Source organism: Salipiger sp. IMCC34102 (genome assembly GCF_004145405.1).
Taxonomy (GTDB): domain Bacteria; phylum Pseudomonadota; class Alphaproteobacteria; order Rhodobacterales; family Rhodobacteraceae; genus Loktanella.
This window is the reverse complement of the sequence record NZ_SELQ01000004.1, coordinates 184,967-200,860: the sequence shown is the minus strand read 5'-3', so window position 1 is coordinate 200,860 and position 15,894 is coordinate 184,967. Positions and strand designations below refer to the sequence as shown.

Below are 15,894 nucleotides of genomic sequence, written 5' to 3'. Positions count from 1 at the left end.
CCGGTCGGGAACGGCGCCCCCATTCTCTGTTCCCCAAATATCCCGGAGGTTTGGAGGCAGAGCCTCCAAGCCGCCTGCAGGGCGGACCCCTTGCCGTCAGCAAAGAAATTTACAGCCCCCTCCCCCTGACCCTTGGCCACGCTTGCCCGCTTCGCGTCCCCCGCCTATCCCTTTGCCCCGAGGGAGGACAGGACATGAGCTACGCAGAGGTTTACCAAAGCTGGAAGGACGACCCGGAGGCGTTCTGGATGGAGGCGGCAGGGGCCATCGACTGGGACACGCCCCCCAGCCGCGCGCTGGATGACGGCGCGGCCCCCTTCCACCGCTGGTTCACCGACGCGCGCGTCAACACCTGCTACAACGCCGTCGACCGGCATGTCGCCGCCGGTCATGGCGACCGCGTGGCGATCATCCACGACAGCCCGATGACCGGCTCGGTCTCGAAGATGACCTACGCCGAGTTGCAGAACCGCACCGCCCTTCTGGCCGCCGCCCTGACCGCGAAGGGCGTCGAGACGGGCGACCGGGTCATCATCTACATGCCCATGGTGCCCGAGGCGCTTGTCGCCATGCTGGCTTGCACGCGGATCGGCGCGATCCACTCGGTCGTCTTCGGCGGTTTCGCCGCGCATGAACTCGCCGTGCGGATCGACGACGCCAAGCCCCGTGCGATCCTCGCCGCGTCCTGCGGGTTGGAGCCGGGGCGCGTCGTGGCGTACAAGCCGCTGATCGACGGCGCGCTCGAACAGGCGGCCCACGCGGTCGACTTCACCATCATCCTTCAGCGCCCGCAGCACCCCTGCGCGTTGACCCCGGGCCGCGACTTGGACTGGAACGCCGTGCAGGAGGGCCTTGAACCCGCACCTTGCGTGCCGGTGCCCGGCGATCACCCTGCCTACATCCTCTATACCTCGGGCACGACCGGCGCGCCGAAGGGCGTCGTGCGCGATACCGCGGGGCACCTCGTGGCGCTGCACTGGACCATGCGGAACGTCTACAACGTCGCACCGGGGGAAGTCTTCTGGGCGGCCTCCGACGTGGGCTGGGTCGTGGGGCACAGCTACATCTGCTACGCGCCCCTGATCGCGGGCAACACCACGGTGGTCTTCGAAGGCAAGCCCGTGGGCACGCCCGACGCCGGCACCTTCTGGCGCGTGATCCAGGACCACGAGGTGCGCAGCTTCTTCACGGCACCCACCGCCTTCCGCGCGATCAAGCGCGAGGATCCCACCGGCGCGCTCATCAAGGACTACGACATCAGTTCCCTGCGCGCCCTCTACCTTGCCGGAGAGCGGGCCGACCCCGACACCGTCCACTGGGCGCAGCGCACCATGGGCGTGCCGGTCTATGACCACTGGTGGCAGACCGAAAGCGGCTGGCCCATGGTGGCCAATCCCGCGGGGATCGAGGCGCTGCCCGTCAAGGTCGGCAGCCCCACCAAGCCCATGCCCGGCTACGACATTCGCGTGCTGGGCGAGGATGGAACGGAATTGCCAGCCGGCACCCTCGGGGCCATCGCGGTCAAGCTTCCTTTGCCCCCCGGCACCCTGCCGACGCTCTGGCAAGCCGAGGAGCGGTTCCGCAAGAGCTACCTGTCCACCTTCCCCGGCTACTACGAGACCGGTGACGCGGGCCTGATCGACGAGGACGGCTATCTCTACATCATGGCGCGCACCGACGACGTCATCAACGTGGCGGGCCACAGGCTCTCCACCGGCGCGATGGAGGAAGTGCTGGCCAACCACCCCGACGTCGCCGAATGTGCCGTGATCGGCGTGACCGACCCGCTGAAGGGCCAGCTGCCCATGGGCTTCGTCTGCACCAACAAGGGCACCACCCGCCCGGAGGCGGAGATCGCCGCCGATTGCGTGAGGATGGTCCGCGACAGCATCGGCCCGGTGGCCGCCTTCAAGCTGGTCGCGGTGGTGAACCGATTGCCCAAGACGCGGTCGGGCAAGATCCTGCGCCGCACCATGGTCGCAATCGCCGACGGATCGGACTTCAGGATGCCCGCCACCATCGACGATCCCGCGATCCTGGACGAGATCCGCGACCGCATCCGACCCCTGGGCTACGGTGGAACGGCCTTGGAAGAGCCCGCCCCGCCCCGGACCTGATCCGGGGCCCCGGCCTTCTACATCTCGACGTCCTGCGGGCGCAGGTCGGGCATCTCCGCGTGGAAGGTCACTTCGGCGCGCCCATCCTCGATCACGGTACCGTCCTCCTGCCGGGTCAGCGACACGTAGGACCCGTCGCCCATGTCGTAGTAATAGGTGCACAGCGGCCCGAAGCTGTCGAAGACGCTTCGCATGGCCTCCGCAATCGCCTCGTCGGTCGCGGGGTCGATGCCGGACGAGGCCGTCAGGTTCTCGAAGCCGCAGATCGCGCCGTCGACCATGGTGCTCTCGTAAGTGACCTCGACCACGGCAGGCGATTCCGGCGCGAGCGAGAAGAAGCCTTTCGAGATCAGGCGATCACCGCTGAGCGCATAGGTCCCGATGGCGGTGCAGCTGTCGTTGATCTCAAGGTGATCGTTGCACTCGAAGGGCCTGTCCGCATTCGCGGCGAGAACGTCCTCGAACGCGACGAACTGGCTGTCGTCCTGCGCGAGGGCGGGCCCGGCGATCACGACTGCGGCAAGAGAGGCGGAAAGTCTGAGCATTGCGGACTCCTCTTGGGGTTTGGCGTTGCGTTTTGACCTAGCGCCCGTTGCAAGGTCGGAAAGCGAAGCTCTGGTCGCGCCCTGTACGTGGCCTAGATCGCCCGGGGCAGCAGACAGGAGCCCGCGATGCATCTGACCTTCGACGACACCACGACCTGGCGCTTCATCTCGGATCAGGTGATGGGCGGCGCGTCCGAAGGCGCCGCGGAGCTGCGCCACGAGGACGGACGCAGCTTTGCTGCCCTGCGGGGCGAGGTCAGCACCGACAACGGCGGCGGCTTCCTGCAGGTGCGCCGCGAGGTCGAGGGCCTGCCAAAGGAGACGCGCGCCCTCGCCTTCGACGTCCGCGGCAACGGCGAGATGTACGAGGTGCACCTGCGCACCGTGAACTCCGACCGGCCCTGGCATTATTACACCGCCCGGTTCACGGCGCCCGCGCACTGGGAGACGGTCACGCTGCCCCTGTCCGATTTCGAAAGCAACGGGCGCGGGCTGACGGCCGAGCTGCGCCCGCAGGACCTGCGCGGTATCGGCCTTGTGGCCTACGGGCGGGACTATACCGCAAGGCTCGACATGGCCCAGATAGAGACGGTGGACTGAACCATGGGAAAACTGCCCTCTCCCTGCATCGACGTGTGCAAGTACAAGCGCGCGGGCCACTGCATCGCCTGTTCGATGACCAAGCCCCAGAAGAAGGCCTTCAAGCAGATCAAGGTCGCCGAACAGCGCGCGGGCTTCGTGCAACTGGTCATGGCGCAACAGGCGGTGATGGGGAAATTCCCCGCCTGGCCAGAAGTCTATGCCAGAAAGTGCCGCAAGAAGGGCGTCGCGCCGCCTGACCTGCCGGAGGGCTGAGGCGCGGCAGCTTAGCCCTGACCCTAGACGAATTGCTCCTGCAGCAGGCGTTCCTCCAACCCGTGACCGGGATCGAAGAGGATACGGTGCCGGATGCTGGGCTCCGAACGGATCTCGACCGAGCGGACGTTGCGCACCGAATGGCCGTCGGCGTCGGCCATGACGGGGCGTTTCTGCGCGTCCAGCACGTCGATGCGCACCACGGCCTTTTCCGGCAGCAGGGCACCGCGCCAGCGCCGGGGGCGGAAGGCCGCCATCGCCGTCAGCGCCAACACGCCCGACCCGATGGGCAGGATCGGGCCGTGGGCCGAGTAATTGTAGGCGGTCGACCCCGCCGGTGTCGCCACCAGTGCCCCGTCGCAGACCAGTTCCGCCATCCGCACGCGTCCGTCGATGCTGATCTTCAGCTTGGCCGCCTGCGCCCCCGCGCGCAAAAGGCTCACCTCGTTGATCGCGAGTTCCCGGTGCATGGAGCCGTCGGCCGCAAGCGCCGTCATCTCCAGCGGATGGATGACTTCCTCCACCGCCGCATCGAGGCGCGCGATCAGATCGTCCTCGGCATATTCGTTCATCAAGAAGCCCACGGTGCCGCGGTTCATCCCGTAGACCGGGGCCGCGATCGCCTGGGTCTGGTGCAGGGTCTGCAGCATGAACCCGTCGCCGCCCAGCGCCACGATGACCTCCGCCTCCTCGACCGGAACCGCGTTGTAGCGGGCCGAGAGGATCCTTTCCGCCTCCTGTGCGCTGGGCGCGCGAGAGGCGAAGAAGGCGATGGGACGATCGGGCATGGCGGACCTGGGACACGGGGCAAGACGGGTTCGCGCGATCATGGGCATCCGCGCCGGGGCTTGGCAAGGCGCACAGCTGCCCGAAAGCGTCGATTTTGCGCCTTTTGAGCCCCCCCCGAATGGCGTATGAGGGCGGGGAACGCGCCCTTGCGCCCCCGCCCGAAGGATAGACCGATGAACGCATCCCACCGCGACGACGGCTTTTTCACCGAAACGCTGGAAACCCGCGACCCCGACTTGCACGCCGCGATGCGCGCCGAACTCGGCCGCCAGCGCAAGGAGATCGAGCTGATCGCCTCCGAGAACATCGTCAGCGCCGCCGTCATGGAAGCGCAGGGCAGCGTGATGACGAACAAGTATGCCGAAGGCTACCCCGGCAAACGCTACTACGGCGGCTGCGAGCATGTCGACGTGGCCGAGAACCTGGCCCGCGAACGCGCCAAGAAGCTCTTCAACTGCGGCTACGCCAACGTGCAGCCGAATTCCGGCAGCCAGGCGAACCAGGGGGTCTTCACCGCCCTGCTGCAGCCGGGCGACACGATCCTCGGCATGAGCCTCGACGCGGGCGGTCACCTGACCCACGGCGCACGGCCCAACCAGTCCGGCAAGTGGTTCAACGCCGTCCAGTACGGCGTGCGCCAGCAGGACCTGGAACTGGACTACGACCAGGTCGCCGAACTCGCCGCCGAGCACGAGCCGCGGATGATCATCGCCGGCGGCTCCGCCATTCCGCGGATCATCGACTTTAAGCGGATGCGCGACATCGCCGACAGCGTGGGCGCCTACCTGCTGGCGGACGTGGCGCATTTCGCGGGGCTCATCGCGGCGGGGATCTACCCTTCGCCCTTCCCCCATGCGCATGCGGCGACCACGACGACGCACAAGACCCTGCGCGGTCCGCGCGGCGGCATGATCCTGACCGACGACGCCGAGATCGCGAAGAAGGTGAACTCCGCCATCTTCCCCGGCATCCAGGGCGGGCCGCTGATGCACGTGATCGCAGGCAAGGCCGTGGCCTTCGGCGAGGCGCTGCGCCCCGGGTTCAAGGACTACCAGAAGCAGACCGTCGCCAACGCGCAGGCGCTGGCGGACGAGTTGATGAAGGGCGGCCTCGACATCGTCACGGGGGGCACCGACACGCACCTGATGCTGGTCGACCTGCGTCCCAAGGGCGTGAAGGGCAACGCCACCGAAGAGGCGCTGGGCCGCGCGCATATCACCTGCAACAAGAACGGCATTCCCTTCGATCCGGAAAAGCCCACGATCACCTCCGGCGTGCGCCTGGGCACCCCCGCGGGCACCACGCGCGGCTTCGCCGAGCCGGAGTTCCGCCAGATCGCCCAGTGGATCGTGCAGGTCGTCGACGGGCTGGCCGCCAACGGCGCCGACGGCAACGGCGAGGTCGAGGCCCGGGTCGCGAAGGAGGTCGAAGACCTTTGCGACCGCTTCCCGATCTACCCCAACCTGTAAGACGCGCGCGGGCCGACATGGCCCGCGTCCGCCCCGCCCTGTCGCCCGGTCGATGGTCTTTTCGTAATCGAACCGGTCGTCAGGTGCGCCCTGCCCTCTAGCCTGGCCGCCGAACTTCGCGCGACCGGCGCCTCCCTCAGGTGCGCCCCGTCGCCCACATCCACCAGACCAGAGCGATGAAGAGCGCGATCCCCAGCGCGGACCACTTCGCGAGGGTCCGCAACAGGCGGGTGATCCGCTCGGCCCCGGGATCGATCGTCTTGAGCGTCGCGCAGGCCAGCCGGGCGTGCCGGGCCAGCGCCGCCGCGTCCACCTGACGCGACAGCTTGGGATGGGTCAGGTGCAGTTCCGCCGTGCGCAGCGCCTCGAGGTCGCGGCGCAGATGCCCCGGCAGGGACCGGCGCGGGCCAAGCTTCGACAGTTGCGCATCCAGCGTCCGGCCCTTCAGGCCCAGCTGGCTTTCGACGAGGCGCGAAACCTCTTGGATGTGGCGTGTCGGCGTGCGCTGGGGCATAAGCCCTGATAGTGGGGCGGCAAACCGGGCTCAAGGGCCGCGCACCCCGGACAGGAGGCTTCATGCTCAATACGATCGTCCACGGCACGGCCACCGATGCGCCGCCCCTTCTGGTCGCTCACGGGCTTTACGGGTCGGCCCGCAACTGGGGCGTCATCGCCAAGCGGCTGGCCGACACGCGCCAGGTGATCGCGGTGGACATGCGCAACCACGGCGACAGCCCGCATACCGACACCCACCGCTACCCCGAGATGGCCGACGACCTGGCCGAGGTGATCGCGGCCTATGGCGGACAGATGGACGTGCTTGGCCACTCGATGGGCGGCAAGGCGGCGATGGCCCTGGCGTTGACCCACCCGGAGGCTGTCCGCCGGCTGATCGTCGCCGACATGGCGCCCATCGCCTATGACCGCGACCAGCACGGCCCACTGGAGGCGATGCGCGGCGTCGACCTTGCCTTAGTCGAGAGCCGCAAGGACGCCGGTGCCCAGATGGACGCCGACCCGGCACTCATCCCCTTCCTGCTGCAAAGCCTGGACCTGAAGGCGCGGCGCTGGCTCTTGAACCTCGACACCCTTTCGGCGGACATGGATTACATCATGGGCTGGCCGCAGATCGAGGGACGCTTCGATGGACCGACCCTGGTTCTGCGCGGCGAAACCTCCGACTACGTGCCCGACAGCGCCCTGCCCGTCATCGAGGGCTATTTTCCCGACGCGCGGGTCGAGACCGTGGCCGGGGCCGGTCACTGGGTCCACGCCGAGCAGCCCCGCGCGGTCGAAGCGGCCGTGCGCGCCTTCCTGGACTGAAAGCATCCGCGAAAGGGCGGCGTGGCAGGGATCGTCGGATCGCGAAATGCGCAAATCTCTGACCGCGGCAGATTGAAGCGGCGCCCGCGCGGGCTAGTGTCGCTGAATGATCACTTGCATACAGAAGGATATTCCGATGCGCCGTATCTCCATCATCGCCCTCTCCCTGCTGGCCCTGGCGGGCTGCAACACCGTCGCTGGCGCAGGCCAGGACCTGAGCAGCGCAGGCCAGACGATCACGCAGGAAACCCGCGAAGTGCAGTCCGACCTGTAACCGCTTTCCCGCCAGAGGACGTCTTATGATTCGCTGTTTTGTCGTCGCCATCCTCGCCGGGATCGTCGGAACGATCGCCAATTCGATCGCGATCAACATCATGGCCGGGGCCGAGGTGATGCCGCTGATCCTGTCCTTCGGGCGCAACGCGGTCGCGATCCTGATCGCCCTGCTGCTGATCCCGATCTTCGGGCGCAGGCCGGGCGTCGTCCCCTTCGTGCTGGGCGTGGCGGTGCTGACGCTGCTGCCGTCGCTGCTGGCCAAGTTCGTCTTCGGGGCAGAGGCCCCCTGGGGCTTCGTGCTCTGGGTGAACTTCATCTACGCGCTGGTCGCCACGATCATTTACGCCGCCTGCTATCGTAAAAAGCGTTAACCTTCGTTAAGACCTCTTCCGGACGGACCCGCGCGATCGCTCGCGCGGGTCCGGTCGCGTGAGAGGTTGGAGAGCAGATGACGAAGGCCACGGCAGAGCGCAGCGGGTTCGCCTCGATCGTGTCGCATCCCGCCTGGCGGTTCATCGTGCCGCTGGCCATCATGACCATCGCCCTGGGCGTGCTGCGCAACCTGAGCGCGGAAATCGATCCCGCGGAGCTGTCGGCTGCCATCAATCGCTATTCCCCGGGCGCGCTCGCCTTGTCGGCGGGGGCGATGCTGTTCAGCTATCTCGCCCTCGCGCTTTACGATCCGGTCATCCTCAAGGGCATGGCCACCCCGCAGATGCCGCGTTGGGTGCCGGTGCTGACGGGCGTGTCCTCTATGGCGGTCTCGAACATGCTGGGATTCTCCTGGCTGACGGGCGGCGCGATCCGCTACCGGATCTATGCCGCCTTCGGCGTCGACATCGCCGCCGTGGCCCGGCTGATCGCCACCTCCTGGATCGCCTTCGCACTGGGGCTGCTGACGCTGATCGGCGCGCTCTTCGCCTTCTATCCCGGCGGTCTGTCGGAGTTCGTGGCCTTGCCGCCGCCGGTGGAGACAGCCCTGGGCCTGCTGATCCTCTCGGGCGTTGCGGGCGTCTACGTCTGGACCTGGCCCGGTGGACGCGAGCTGCGGCTGGGCCGCCTCTCGACCCCGCTGCCCAAGGCGACCCGCGGGCTGACGCTGATGGGGATCGCCCTGCTGGACCTGGTGGCGACGGCACTGACGCTCTACGTGCTGATGCCCGCCGACCTTGCCGGGAACTTCGTCTATTTCTTCGTGATCTTCATCGGCGCGCTGGGACTGGGGTTCGTCAGCAACGCCCCCGGGGGCCTGGGCGTCTTCGAGGCCGCAATCGTCGCGGCGGTGGGCGGAACGGGTCGTCCGGATTTGCTGGCGGCTCTGCTGGCCTACCGGGTGATCTACACGCTCTTGCCGTTCACCGTGGCGGCCTTGGGTCTCGGCATCGCCTGGGCGCTGGCCAACCGCGCGACGGCGGGGGCCGCGGCCCAGGCGGTGCGCCGGGCGATGCGGCCCATCGTGCCGGTGCTCGCGGCCGTGGTGGCGCTGCTTTCGGGGTCCGCCCTGCTGCTGTCGGGCGATCTGCCGACGACCGCCGTGCGGATGGACACCTTGCGCGACGTGCTGCCGCTGGCGCTGGTCGAGACGTCGCACCTGATGTCCTCGGTGGCCGGGGTGCTTCTGCTGATCGTGGCACGCGGTCTCTACCGCCGGATGCGGCGGGCCTGGCTGATCGCCGTGGGTCTGCTTCTTGCGGGCCTGCTGGGATCGCTGCTGCGCGGGATCGAGTACGAGGCCATGATCGTCCTGGGTCTGGCCCTGCTGGTGCTGGGATCCTTCCGCGACGCGTTTCACCGCGTGGGGCTCGGCTCTGCCCTGCGGCTCAACCCGCGCTGGATGGCGACCGTGGTGTTGCTCTTCGCCGGGGTCACCTGGATCGGCTTCTTCGCCTATCGCAACGTGGCCTACAGCCAGGACCTGTGGTGGCAATTCGCCTGGTCCGCCGACGCGCCGCGATTCCTGCGGGCGACGCTGGTGGTGGCGGTGGTGCTGGCGGCGGTGTCGCTGAATTCGCTGATCAGCCGCGCCGCGACCCGCCTGCCCCCGCAGGAGATCCCGCAGGCCGTCCGGCGACTGGTGGCCGAGAGCACCAGCGCCGACGCGGGCATGGCGCTGACCGGCGACAAGCGGTTCCTGCTGGCCCCCGACGAAAGCGCGGTCCTTGCCTACGCCGACACGGGCCGCAGCCTGATCGCCAAGGGCGACCCGATCGGCTGCCGCGCCGCCGGCAAGGCGCTGATCTGGGACCTGCGCGACCAGGCGGACCGGATGGGGCGGACCTGCGCCTTCTACGCGGTGCAGACCGACTACCTGCCCGCTTACCTCGATCTGGGCCTGCACGTGGTCAAGATCGGCGAGATCGCGCGCGTGCCGCTTGAAGGCTTCTCGCTCGACGGGGCCAAGCGCAAGGACTGGCGGCACGCGAAGAGCCGGGCCGCGCGCGACGGCTACGTCTTCGAGGTCATCCCCGCGGGCGCGGCGGGCCCCCATATGGCGACGCTGCGGCAGGTCTCGGACGCCTGGCTTGCGCTGAAATCGGGGTCGGAGAAGAGCTTTGCGATGGGGGCCTTCGACGCGGACTTCCTGTCGCATTTCGACATCGCGGTGCTGCGCCATGCGCAGACGGGGCGGATCGCGTCCTTCGCCAACCTGCTGCGGACCGCCGATCGTTCGGAAATGGGGATCGACCTGATGCGCTACGATCCCGCGACCACGCCCGCGGCGATGGACGGGCTCTTTGCCGAGATGATGCTGCTGGCCCGCGACGAGGGCCATGCCTGGTTCAACCTCGGGGCCGCACCGCTGGCCGGCCTGGAAAGCCGGCGGCTCGCCCCGGCCTGGAACCGCGTGGGCGGCTTCATCTACACCCACGGCGCGCGGTTTTACCAGTTCGAGGGGCTGCGGGCCTTCAAGCAGAAGTTCGACCCGGTGTGGTCGCCGAACTACCTTGCCTCGCCGGGACAGTTGAGTGCGGCGCGGGTGCTTTACGAGGTGTCGCTGCTGATCTCGGGCGGATTGCGCGGGTTGCGACGGCGGTAGGGGGCTCTGCCCCCGGTCCGCTGACGCGGCCCTCCCCCGAAGTATTTCCGATCCAAAGAAGCCGGGGCGCGGGGCTTCTTTGGATTTGAAATACTTGCCCCGCCGGCGAGGCGTCCCGCAGGGGCCGCCGTCGCACCGGGCGGGGGGGGGCGCGGTCAGTCCCGCAGGCGCTTGAGCAGGCTGGAGGTGTCCCAGCGCCCGCCGCCCATCTTCTGCACGTCCTTGTAGAACTGGTCGACCAGCGCCGTGACGGGCAGGCTGGCGCCGATGTCGTTCGCGGTGGCGAGGCAGATACTCAGGTCCTTGCGCATCCAGTCGACCGCAAACCCGTGGTCGTAGTGGTCGTCCAGCATGGTTTTGGTGCGGTTGCTCATCTGCCACGACCCGGCGGCGCCTTGCGAGATCACCTCGACCACCGCCGCGCCGTCGAGGCCGGCCTTCTGGGCGAAGTGCAGCGCCTCGGACAGGCCCTGGACGAGCCCTGCGATGGCGATCTGGTTGCACATCTTGGTGGTCTGGCCCGCGCCGCTCTCGCCGATGCGGCGGCAGAGCTTGGCGTAGATCTGCATGACCGGCTCTGCCCGGTCGTAGGCGTCCTGGTCGCCGCCGCACATGATCGAGAGCTGCCCGTTCTCGGCCCCCGCCTGCCCGCCGCTGATCGGCGCGTCGACGAAGTTCAGCCCCTTGGCCTTGGCGGCGTCATAAAGCTCTCGCGTCACCCCCGCGCTGACGGTGGTGTGGTCAACGAAGAGCGCGCCGTCTGTCATGCCCGCGAAGGCCCCGTCCGGGCCGGTCGTCACGGCACGCAGGTCGTCGTCGTTGCCCACACAGGCGAGCACGATGTCAGCCCCCTCCGCGGCCTCGCGCGGGGTGGGCGCGTGGGCGCCGCCGTGCTCCTTCGCCCATCCTTCCGCCTTGGAGGCGGTGCGGTTGTAGACGGTGACGTCGTGGTGCTTGGCGAGATGGCCGGCCATGGGGTAGCCCATGACGCCGAGGCCGAGGAAGGTGAGGTTCATGGGCGGTCTCTCCTTTCTATTTAGATCAAATTTACTTGCAGCATCATCACACTGAGGTCAAAACACCGCAATTTTCAACTTATTTATCGCGTAAAGTATAGTTAAAAACGTAGGGGCGAACATTAGAACTATACCGATTGCCATGAGAATCATCACTACGTATCGAAGTAAAAATTTAGATCTATTCTTACATGCAAAGTGTATTGAATAGACATCATACCCCAAGTTGCTTACTCGCTGCACGATTAACGCGTTTCCCAATTCGTCGAATTTATCTAATGCAATTCGCACTGACTCCTCTTGAGTTCTATTCAGCCACCCTCGGCCAGGAGGGTTTAGCGTCGCCGCAAGATCAAAACCAAGTTTCGAAATTTCAGGTTGAGCGTCACCTTTAAATTCCGAAGATATCATTCCAACCCAAGACATCATTCGATGACAAAGACCGGTAGGAAAGTAAATAAAATTAGTTTCTCTTATTTCCCTTCGCGCCCTTATTCGCTTTTTCCCTCCGCCCATGAAATTCAGGTAGAACAGATAGACCTTTAAATTTCGATCTAGAACCTTCTCTAAATAATGGAGGCTTTGAATAATATCAAAACTGTTGCTGTTCTCAAGTCGAACGGAAGCAAATTCTTGCGCTGACCGATGTTTTTTTACAATGACCGGACAGGTAACATTGAATAGTATGATACATAGCCCGAACGTGATGACTCCTAAATACAGAATATCTAGCCTGCTATTCATGAAGTGGTCTAAACTCTCAAAGCCAGTCGATCCACCTTTCTGGAGTTGGAGAATCGGCTCGAGGTTCTGGTTGTACAAGACAAGAAAGCCTAAAATTGGAAGTAGAGTAGTGGCTTGGGCTACTCGTGAACCGCAGATAGAGCGAATCGTCGTCCACTTAAAAGATTCACTTAGCCAGAAGAGAGGGAGAGAAATCCATCTCATTGATTGGATATAGGTCAAAGCCAAATTTTGCCTAAACAAAAGCCACTTGCGCCTGATTTTCCGAGACTTCTCCATTTCCAATACTCCGGCAGCCAAAAAAGGTGCCTCTGACTTATTCACCCATCCATCTTCAGCGCCGAGATAAACGCCTCCTGCGGGATATCCACCTTACCGAACTGGCGCATCTTCTTTTTCCCCGCCTTCTGCTTGTCCAAGAGCTTGCGCTTGCGCGACGCGTCGCCGCCGTAGCACTTGGCGGTGACGTCCTTGCGCAGCGCGGACAGGGTTTCCCGCGCGATGACCTTGCCGCCGATGGCCGCCTGGATCGGGATCTTGAACATGTGGCGGGGGATCAGGTCCTTGAGCTTCTCGACCATGGCGCGGCCCCGCATCTCGGCCCGGTCGCGGTGGACCATCATCGACAGCGCGTCGACCGGCTCGTCGTTCACCAGCACCGACATCTTCACAAGGTTGTCCTCCTGATATCCCGTCAGCTGGTAGTCGAAGGACGCGTAGCCCTTGGTCACCGATTTCAGCCGGTCGTAGAAGTCGAAGACCACCTCGTTCAGCGGCAGGTCGTAGACCGTCATGGCGCGGGAGCCGGCGTAGGTCAGCTCCATCTGGTTGCCGCGGCGGTCCTGGCAGAGTTTCAGCACGTCGCCCAGGTATTCGTCGGGAACGAGGATCGTAGCCTTGATCCGCGGCTCCTCGATATGGTCGACGAGCGTCAGGTCGGGCATGTCGGCGGGGTTGTGCAGCTCGGTCATCTCTCCGTCCTTCATGTAGACGTGGTAGACGACGGAAGGCGCCGTGGTGATCAGCTCGATGTTGTACTCGCGCTCGATCCGGTCGCGGATGACCTCGAGGTGCAGCAGGCCAAGGAAGCCGCAGCGGAAGCCGAAGCCAAGCGCGGCGGAGGTCTCCATCTCGTAGCTGAAGCTGGCGTCGTTCAGGGCGAGCTTGTCGATGGCGCCGCGCAGGTCCTCGAATTCCGAGGAATCGACGGGGAAGAGGCCGCAGAAGACGACGGGCTGCGAGGGTTTGAAGCCCGGCAGCGGTTTGTCGGCGCCCTTCTTCTCGGTCGTGATGGTGTCGCCGACGCGGGTGTCGCGGACCTCCTTGATCTGTGCGGTGAAGAAGCCCAGCTCGCCGGGGCCCAGGCTGTCGACGGGCAGCATGCCGGGCTTGAAGACGCCCAGCCGGTCGATCAGGTGCAGGGTGCCGTTCTGCATGAAGCGCACCCGGTCCTTGACCTTCATCACCCCGTCGATGACCCGCACCAGCACGACCACGCCGAGGTAGGCGTCGTACCAGCTGTCGACCAGCATGGCCTTGAGCGGCGCGTCGCGGTCGCCGGTGGGGGCGGGCAGCCGGTGGACGATCGCCTCCAGCGTGTCCTCGATGCCGATGCCGGTCTTGGCGGAAACGCGGATCGCCTCGCTCGCGTCGATGCCGATCACGTCCTCGATCTGCTCGGCCACGCGGTCGCATTCGGCCGCCGGCAGGTCGATCTTGTTCAGGACCGGCACGATCTCGTGATCGGCGTCGATGGCGTGATAGACGTTGGCCAGCGTCTGCGCCTCGACGCCTTGCGTGCTGTCGACCACCAGCAGGGAGCCTTCGACGGCGCGCATCGACCGGCTGACCTCGTAGGAGAAATCGACGTGGCCGGGGGTGTCGATCAGGTTCAGCACGTAGGTCTCGCCGTTGCGCGCGGTGTAGTCGATGCGCACGGTCTGGGCCTTGATGGTGATGCCGCGCTCGCGCTCGATGTCCATGGAATCGAGCATCTGCGCCTTCATGTCCCGGTCGGCCACGGTGCCGGTGGACTGGATCAGCCGGTCGGCCAGCGTGGATTTCCCGTGGTCGATATGCGCGACGATCGAGAAGTTGCGGATATGCGAAAGATCGGTCATCGGGGCGGGTTCCGGCCTGCGAGAAAGGGTTGTGCGTCAATGCCGCGAGGGGGCCGCTTTTGCAAGGGTGCAAGGGGCCGGGCCCCGCGAATGAACGATTGCATCGCACCCCGGCGCGCGCCATAGTGGGTCTCAGGCAGTCGAACGTAGACACCGGGAAAATCCGGGCGCGTTCGGGGTAAACGACAGGCGACATCATGAAATACGCATTCCTTGCGCTCACGATTCTGGCTTTGAATTCCTGCGGCATCGGCGTCCGTGGCGAGGTCGGCAAGGCCTGCATGGCCTCCGGCCGGTCGGCGGCGAACCCGGCCTTGTGTTCCTGCGTGCAGCAGACCGCGAACCAGAACCTGTCACGCCGCGACCAGAAACTCGCCGCCTCCTTCTTCGAGGATCCGCAGAAGGCTCAGGACATCCGCCAGTCGGACAATCCCGGGAACGAGGCGTTCTGGCTGCGCTACAAGGAATTCTCCAACCGTGCGCAACGCGTTTGCCGGTAAACCGCCCCGCCCCGCTGGCGATCCTGCCTTCTTCTGGCTAGAAATATCCCGGAGGTCTGGAGGCAGAGCCTCCAGTCTGCGCGCGTCGCGCCGATCGGACAGGAGGGGCCATGACCGACATCGCCGCCATGGCAAAGGCTGTCCGCGCAGGCGACCGCCGCGCGCTGGCCCGCGCGATCACGCTTGTTGAGAGCGGCAAGCCCGCGCACCGCGACGCGGCGCTGGCGCTGCTGGACGCGCTGGGCGCCGACCGGCAAGCGCTGCGCATCGGCCTCTCCGGCACGCCGGGGGTGGGGAAATCGACCTTCATCGAAACCTTCGGGCTGATGCTGACGCAACGGGACCTCAAGGTCGCGGTTCTGGCGGTCGATCCCTCCTCGGCGCGGTCCGGGGGCTCCATCCTCGGCGACAAGACCCGGATGGAACGCCTCTCCCGCGACCCGCGCGCCTTCATCCGCCCCTCCCCCAGCCAGACGCATCTGGGCGGCGTGGCTCGCCGCACGCGCGAGGCGATCCGCCTGTGCGAGGCGGCGGGCTTCGACCTCGTACTGGTCGAGACCGTCGGCGTCGGCCAGTCAGAGACGGTCGTGGCCCGGATGACCGACCTCTTCGTCCTGCTGCTGGCCCCCGCGGGCGGGGACGAGCTGCAAGGCGTCAAGCGCGGGATCATGGAGATCGCGGACCTGATCCTTGTCAACAAGGCCGACGGCGACCTGCGGGCCCCCGCGATGCGGACCCGTTCGGACTACGCCGGCGCGCTGCGGCTCATGCGCAAGCGCGAGGGCGACGCCGAGGGCTTTCCCAAGGCGATCTGCGTCTCGGCCCTGGAAACCGAAGGCCTCGAGGCCGCCTGGGACGAGATGCGGACCCTCACCGCCTGGCGCCGCCGATCGGGTCATTTCGACGCCACCCGCGCCGCTCAGGCCCGCCACTGGTTCCGCGAGGAGCTGCGCGCCGAGATGATGGCCCTGCTCACCACCGATGCCGACCTGCGCGAACGGCTGACCGGGCTGGAAGACGACGTGAGTGCCGGGCGCATGACCCCGGCGGCGGCGGCCCGCGCGGCCCTCGCCCCCCTGGGCGGCGGATGACGCTCGCGATAT

Annotated in this window: 16 protein-coding genes; 10 read left to right on the top strand and 6 right to left on the bottom strand. The window is 66.3% G+C overall.

Translation table 11 applies throughout. The annotated features are described in order from the left end of the window. Positions 1–194: 194 nt before the first annotated feature. A complete protein-coding gene (locus tag EU805_RS10515) occupies positions 195–2,117 on the top strand; it encodes a propionyl-CoA synthetase (protein WP_129763932.1) in 1,923 nt (640 codons plus the stop codon). 17 nt (positions 2,118–2,134) lie between these two features. On the opposite strand, the gene EU805_RS10510 is transcribed toward EU805_RS10515, so the two are convergent. Continuing rightward, on the bottom strand, positions 2,135–2,662 hold the full coding sequence (locus EU805_RS10510; protein ID WP_129763931.1) for a hypothetical protein: 528 nt from the start codon (positions 2,660–2,662) through the stop codon (positions 2,135–2,137). 126 nt (positions 2,663–2,788) lie between these two features. On the opposite strand from EU805_RS10510, the gene EU805_RS10505 reads away from it, so the two are divergent. Then, the gene (locus tag EU805_RS10505; protein WP_129763930.1) at positions 2,789–3,262 is read left to right on the top strand and encodes a CIA30 family protein; all 474 of its coding nucleotides are present in this window, start codon (positions 2,789–2,791) and stop codon (positions 3,260–3,262) included. A 3-nt stretch (positions 3,263–3,265) separates the two neighbouring features. Next, positions 3,266–3,517 (top strand): DUF1289 domain-containing protein, encoded by a 252-nt coding sequence (locus tag EU805_RS10500; RefSeq protein ID WP_129763929.1) that lies wholly within the window; start codon positions 3,266–3,268, stop codon positions 3,515–3,517. 23 nt (positions 3,518–3,540) lie between these two features. Here EU805_RS10500 and EU805_RS10495 read toward each other — a convergent pair whose 3' ends face one another. Then, positions 3,541–4,305, bottom strand: a complete 765-nt coding sequence (locus EU805_RS10495) for an NAD kinase (RefSeq protein WP_129763928.1) — start codon at positions 4,303–4,305, stop codon at positions 3,541–3,543. Positions 4,306–4,479: 174 nt separating this feature from the next. Between EU805_RS10495 and glyA the strand changes: the two genes are divergently transcribed. Continuing rightward, complete coding sequence (gene glyA / locus EU805_RS10490; RefSeq protein ID WP_129763927.1) at positions 4,480–5,775, top strand: serine hydroxymethyltransferase; 1,296 nt, start codon at positions 4,480–4,482, stop codon at positions 5,773–5,775. A 136-nt stretch (positions 5,776–5,911) separates the two neighbouring features. On the opposite strand, the gene EU805_RS10485 is transcribed toward glyA, so the two are convergent. Then, complete coding sequence (locus EU805_RS10485) at positions 5,912–6,289, bottom strand: hypothetical protein (protein WP_129763926.1); 378 nt, start codon at positions 6,287–6,289, stop codon at positions 5,912–5,914. A 62-nt stretch (positions 6,290–6,351) separates the two neighbouring features. On the opposite strand from EU805_RS10485, the gene EU805_RS10480 reads away from it, so the two are divergent. The 4 genes from EU805_RS10480 (at position 6,352) to mprF (ending at position 10,411) form a co-directional block, all read left to right on the top strand. After that, positions 6,352–7,098 carry an alpha/beta fold hydrolase gene (locus tag EU805_RS10480; RefSeq protein WP_129763925.1) on the top strand — a complete coding sequence of 249 codons (747 nt, stop codon included), beginning with the start codon at positions 6,352–6,354 and terminating at the stop codon, positions 7,096–7,098. A 136-nt stretch (positions 7,099–7,234) separates the two neighbouring features. Then, positions 7,235–7,372 (top strand): entericidin A/B family lipoprotein, encoded by a 138-nt coding sequence (locus EU805_RS10475; RefSeq protein WP_129763924.1) that lies wholly within the window; start codon positions 7,235–7,237, stop codon positions 7,370–7,372. Between the two features lie 25 nt (positions 7,373–7,397). Further along, positions 7,398–7,745: a hypothetical protein gene (locus tag EU805_RS10470; protein ID WP_129763923.1), complete on the top strand. Its 348-nt coding sequence runs from the start codon at positions 7,398–7,400 to the stop codon at positions 7,743–7,745. Between the two features lie 77 nt (positions 7,746–7,822). Beyond that, positions 7,823–10,411, top strand: coding sequence for a bifunctional lysylphosphatidylglycerol flippase/synthetase MprF (mprF, locus tag EU805_RS10465; protein ID WP_129763922.1), 2,589 nt, complete (start codon positions 7,823–7,825; stop codon positions 10,409–10,411). Positions 10,412–10,566: 155 nt separating this feature from the next. Here the strand turns inward: mprF and EU805_RS10460 are convergent, their stop codons facing one another. From EU805_RS10460 to lepA, 3 genes are read right to left on the bottom strand one after another with little or no spacing between them, the layout of a single operon-like run. Further along, positions 10,567–11,427: an NAD(P)-dependent oxidoreductase gene (locus EU805_RS10460; RefSeq protein ID WP_129763921.1), complete on the bottom strand. Its 861-nt coding sequence runs from the start codon at positions 11,425–11,427 to the stop codon at positions 10,567–10,569. Positions 11,428–11,484: 57 nt separating this feature from the next. Then, positions 11,485–12,495, bottom strand: coding sequence for a hypothetical protein (locus tag EU805_RS10455; protein WP_129763920.1), 1,011 nt, complete (start codon positions 12,493–12,495; stop codon positions 11,485–11,487). Continuing rightward, the gene (lepA, locus tag EU805_RS10450) at positions 12,492–14,291 is read right to left on the bottom strand and encodes a translation elongation factor 4 (RefSeq protein WP_129763919.1); all 1,800 of its coding nucleotides are present in this window, start codon (positions 14,289–14,291) and stop codon (positions 12,492–12,494) included. The genes EU805_RS10455 and lepA overlap by 4 nt, the downstream gene beginning before the upstream one ends. 197 nt (positions 14,292–14,488) lie before the next feature. On the opposite strand from lepA, the gene EU805_RS10445 reads away from it, so the two are divergent. Then, positions 14,489–14,791: an arginine transporter gene (locus tag EU805_RS10445; protein ID WP_129763918.1), complete on the top strand. Its 303-nt coding sequence runs from the start codon at positions 14,489–14,491 to the stop codon at positions 14,789–14,791. A gap of 110 nt (positions 14,792–14,901) precedes the next feature. Beyond that, on the top strand, positions 14,902–15,882 hold the full coding sequence (meaB, locus tag EU805_RS10440) for a methylmalonyl Co-A mutase-associated GTPase MeaB (RefSeq protein WP_129763917.1): 981 nt from the start codon (positions 14,902–14,904) through the stop codon (positions 15,880–15,882). Positions 15,883–15,894: the final 12 nt, after the last annotated feature.

What these genes read in the sequence shown, in the direction of transcription:
- EU805_RS10515 (WP_129763932.1), top strand. Translation starts at nt 195, where the DNA reads ATGAGCTACGCAGAGGTTTACCAAAGCTGGAAGGACGACCCGGAGGCG.
- EU805_RS10510 (WP_129763931.1), bottom strand. Translation starts at nt 2,662, where the DNA reads ATGCTCAGACTTTCCGCCTCTCTTGCCGCAGTCGTGATCGCCGGGCCC.
- EU805_RS10505 (WP_129763930.1), top strand. Translation starts at nt 2,789, where the DNA reads ATGCATCTGACCTTCGACGACACCACGACCTGGCGCTTCATCTCGGAT.
- EU805_RS10500 (WP_129763929.1), top strand. Translation starts at nt 3,266, where the DNA reads ATGGGAAAACTGCCCTCTCCCTGCATCGACGTGTGCAAGTACAAGCGC.
- EU805_RS10495 (WP_129763928.1), bottom strand. Translation starts at nt 4,305, where the DNA reads ATGCCCGATCGTCCCATCGCCTTCTTCGCCTCTCGCGCGCCCAGCGCA.
- glyA (WP_129763927.1), top strand. Translation starts at nt 4,480, where the DNA reads ATGAACGCATCCCACCGCGACGACGGCTTTTTCACCGAAACGCTGGAA.
- EU805_RS10485 (WP_129763926.1), bottom strand. Translation starts at nt 6,289, where the DNA reads ATGCCCCAGCGCACGCCGACACGCCACATCCAAGAGGTTTCGCGCCTC.
- EU805_RS10480 (WP_129763925.1), top strand. Translation starts at nt 6,352, where the DNA reads ATGCTCAATACGATCGTCCACGGCACGGCCACCGATGCGCCGCCCCTT.
- EU805_RS10475 (WP_129763924.1), top strand. Translation starts at nt 7,235, where the DNA reads ATGCGCCGTATCTCCATCATCGCCCTCTCCCTGCTGGCCCTGGCGGGC.
- EU805_RS10470 (WP_129763923.1), top strand. Translation starts at nt 7,398, where the DNA reads ATGATTCGCTGTTTTGTCGTCGCCATCCTCGCCGGGATCGTCGGAACG.
- mprF (WP_129763922.1), top strand. Translation starts at nt 7,823, where the DNA reads ATGACGAAGGCCACGGCAGAGCGCAGCGGGTTCGCCTCGATCGTGTCG.
- EU805_RS10460 (WP_129763921.1), bottom strand. Translation starts at nt 11,427, where the DNA reads ATGAACCTCACCTTCCTCGGCCTCGGCGTCATGGGCTACCCCATGGCC.
- lepA (WP_129763919.1), bottom strand. Translation starts at nt 14,291, where the DNA reads ATGACCGATCTTTCGCATATCCGCAACTTCTCGATCGTCGCGCATATC.
- EU805_RS10445 (WP_129763918.1), top strand. Translation starts at nt 14,489, where the DNA reads ATGAAATACGCATTCCTTGCGCTCACGATTCTGGCTTTGAATTCCTGC.
- meaB (WP_129763917.1), top strand. Translation starts at nt 14,902, where the DNA reads ATGACCGACATCGCCGCCATGGCAAAGGCTGTCCGCGCAGGCGACCGC.